This is a genomic window from Lentzea indica (genome assembly GCF_012184385.1).
GTDB classification, from domain to species: domain Bacteria; phylum Actinomycetota; class Actinomycetes; order Mycobacteriales; family Pseudonocardiaceae; genus Lentzea; species Lentzea indica.
This window is the reverse complement of the sequence record NZ_VSRL01000469.1, coordinates 1-3,060: the sequence shown is the minus strand read 5'-3', so window position 1 is coordinate 3,060 and position 3,060 is coordinate 1. Positions and strand designations below refer to the sequence as shown.

The following is a 3,060-nucleotide window of genomic DNA, read 5'->3' as shown; positions in this document are numbered from 1 at the left end:
GCACCGACACGACTTTGCCGGAACCCTGGGGCTCCGCCCCAGACCCCGCCAATCTGATCAAAGACCTGTCCAGCGCCGCGCGCGGGTTGATGGCACGCCGGTTGCTTTTGGCGGCTTGCTGTTGCGTAGGTGGTGCTGTTGGTGACGGGACCACCCCACCCGCGTTGTGTGTGAAGGACGGTCTGCTCTGCTTCGCCTTCGCGGTCGGCTCGCCTTCGGCCTCGCGGTTGGGTTGTGGCTTCTGCAAGTACCGCCAACTCGTGATCGAATCGCCGCTACCTACTACCAACTCGCGTTTGTTGCCGCAGGCGTGCTGGTGCTAGCCCTTCAGGAAGGCTGCGGTTGCGTTGAGTGCGCTTTGTGACGAGCCCGCGTTTTCCACGAAGACTGCGAACGCCATGTTGCCCTGGTAGCCGACGAACCAGCCGTGAGCGGTGCCGCCGCCTGCCTCGGCGGTGCCGGTTTTGCCTGCCAGGTTGGGGATGCCTGCCAGCTGCTTTGCCGTTCCGGCGGTGACCACCTCGCGCATCATGGCGCGCAGCGGTCCCAGGACTGATTGTGGTGGGGCTGCCGCCACGTCGTTGGGTACCGGGGGCTTGCCGCGCATCAGGGTGGGGGTGGGTGTCTTGCCGGAGACGACTGTGGCGGCCACCAGGGCCATGCCGAAGGGGCTGGCTACCACGTTGCCCTGGCCGAAGCTGTTTTCCACCTGCTGGTCGCCGGAGGCCGGCGGCACTTTGCCGGTGTTCGTGTCGGCGCCTGCGATGGTCCAGTCTGCGCCCAGGCCGAAGCGCATGGCCATGTCCGGTAGGGCGTTCGGGGGGAGTTTTGAGCCCAGGTCGCCGAACGTCGTGTTGCAGGACAGGGCGAAGGCCGTGTGGAAGGGCACGCTGTCGTGGCCGAAGCCCGCGTTGCTGATTCGGCGGGTGCCGATGGTTGCTGTGGCGGGGCAGGGTACGGCGGTGTTGGGCTGGACCAGGCCCGCGTTCAGGGCGGCTGCCGCGGTGACGATTTTTGCCGTTGAGCCTGGGGCGTAGCGGCCTACGAACGGGTTTGTGCCCGTTAGGGTCTTGTTTTGGGCCACGGCCAGGATTTCGCTGGTGGAGGCCTCGATGGCGACGATGGCCGCGCCCTGGGGGAGGCCGTCCACTGCGGCTTGGGCGGCTGCTTGGCGGGCCGGGTCGATGGTTACGGTGATCTTTTCGCCGGGCTCTGGCTTCTTGCCGTCCAGGGCGGTGAAGGCTGTGCCGGTGGCTATGCCCACTTCCCAGCCGTCGGTGCCCTTCAGGTCGCCTGTTTGGCCGGTGATCGTCTTGTAGAGGCCGTCCGGGATGGTGCCTTGGACCAATGGCTTGCCGTCGCGGCCCAGCAGGGCGCCGTCGGCCACGGCTTTGCGGTAGACGAGGGAGGCGCCCTCGGTCAGTTGCGGGTGGATGACGGCCGGGGTCCAGCGGACCTTCCAGGTGCCTTCTGCGCGTTGCATGGGGATTTTGACGTCGTACTTCAAGAGGCTTGCGTTCGGCATCGTCCATGTCACGGACGCGGCGAGCTCCGCTGTGGTGGCGTCCTGTGCCGGTGGCTCGGCCGGGGTCAGGCGGGCCTGGTAGGCGGAGGTGCCCATGCCCTGCTTGGTGGCGGCCAGGGCTTGGGTGGCCGCGGGTGGTGCGTCGGTCAGCGCGGCGGCTGTTGCGGCGTCGCCGGAGAACGCCTTGTTCATGAACGACTGGGCCACTTGGGCCGGTGTTTCGACGAGCTTGGGCTGCTGCTCACTCGAGTCGGCTGGGCCGCCGCTCCAGAGCATCACGCCCGCCACGCCGACGATGGTCGCCGTGGCGAGCGCTCCGCTGATCATGATCCATCTACGAGTTTTCTGCTCCACTGGTGAAGTCCCCCCAGGTAAGTGCTTTCCCCGGTGGGAGACTAACGCCGGTCTGCTGAGATGCCTCTGAGTATTGCTACTCAACCCAGCTGTGGAATGCGGGTCTGGTAGTGCCTGAGCAGGTCGGCGTTGGCCGCGTCGCCGCCTTCGACGTTCGCGCTGCGCCACAGCGGCAGTTGCACGCCGGTCTCGGTTGCCTTGTCGACGAGGCGGACCATCAGCAGGTTCCAGAGGAACGTCGTGGCGAGCGTGGAGATGGCCGCGGTGACCGGGGCCTGCTCCGGGTAGGTGGAGTCGCCGGGCGGGACGAGGTTGTCCAGGACGACGGTGGCCACTTCGGCGAGGGTCGAGCCGGCGCGGCGCGGGGCCTGGGCGCTCGCGGCCACGGAGGTGACGGCTACTACTGGGCAGCCGGCGTTGGCGGCTTCGAGGGCCAGTTCGACCGGGTAGTAGTTGACGCCTGAGGTGGAGAAGACGAACAGGACGTCGTGCGGGGCCAGGCCGGCTTCGCGCAGGACCTCGCTCGCGAGGCCGGAGCGGCGTTCGGCTGCTGTGCTGCTGATCGCGCCGTGCATCGGGAGCAGCTCGGGGTGGTAGATCGGGCGGACGCAGGCCAGGCCGCCTGCACGGTAGAAGGTCTCGGCGACCGCCGCCAGGGAGTGGCCCGCGCCTGCGGTGAGGATGGTTCCGTCCGCCTCGACCGCGGCGAGCACGAGCTCGGCACGTCGTCGAGCGCGGCCGCGTTCTGCTGTTCGACGCGCGTCAGATGCGTGCGCACGAGGTTGCCGTAGTCGGACCCGGTCACGGTGTCGGTCGTCATGCGGGTCAGTAGTACCGGATCGTCGATGACCTCACCAGTAACCCGAGCACCACAAAGCCCGATACGCGCGATAACAGGGACAACGGCTCGTGGCGGACGGGGGTGGGTTTGATCAGGCGGTACTTCTACTTCTGGGTCGCGCTGGCGGCGGTGTTCACGGCCGCGGGTGCCACGCACATCGCGCTGGCGGTCACCTACTCCGAGCTGTGGCCGGTCTGGGTGGCGCTGGCGCAGCTCGCCGTGGCCGGTGGGTGTGCGCGTGCGGCGGTGCACGCCCGTCCTTGACCAGCACAGTCTTAGGCCAGCAGTTCGACGCCCAACGCCGAGGCGGTGTGCAGCACTGAGTTGCGGTGGCGTTGAG

At 67.9% G+C, this 3,060-nt stretch carries 3 protein-coding genes and 1 pseudogene; 2 read left to right on the top strand and 2 right to left on the bottom strand.

Annotation, left to right across the window (positions count from 1 at the left end):
• On the top strand, window positions 1–323 hold a 323-nt coding region (locus FXN61_RS51275), incomplete at its 5' end, for a hypothetical protein (RefSeq protein ID WP_223165909.1).
• Here the strand turns inward: FXN61_RS51275 and FXN61_RS48495 are convergent.
• A complete protein-coding gene (locus FXN61_RS48495) occupies window positions 320–1,852 on the bottom strand; it encodes a penicillin-binding transpeptidase domain-containing protein (RefSeq protein WP_167980503.1) in 1,533 nt (510 codons plus the stop codon). The genes FXN61_RS51275 and FXN61_RS48495 overlap by 4 nt on opposite strands.
• A 107-nt stretch (window positions 1,853–1,959) precedes the next feature.
• A pseudogene (locus tag FXN61_RS48490) lies at window positions 1,960–2,699 on the bottom strand (SIS domain-containing protein).
• Window positions 2,700–2,801: 102 nt separating this feature from the next.
• On the opposite strand from FXN61_RS48490, the gene FXN61_RS48485 reads away from it, so the two are divergent.
• Entirely contained in the window at window positions 2,802–2,984 is a 183-nt protein-coding gene (locus FXN61_RS48485; protein WP_167980501.1) for a hypothetical protein, read from the top strand.
• Window positions 2,985–3,060: the final 76 nt, after the last annotated feature.

Bases quoted from the DNA above. Each gene is read 5' to 3' on its own strand.
- FXN61_RS48495 (WP_167980503.1), bottom strand. From the start codon at position 1,852: ATGATCAGCGGAGCGCTCGCCACGGCGACCATCGTCGGCGTGGCGGGC.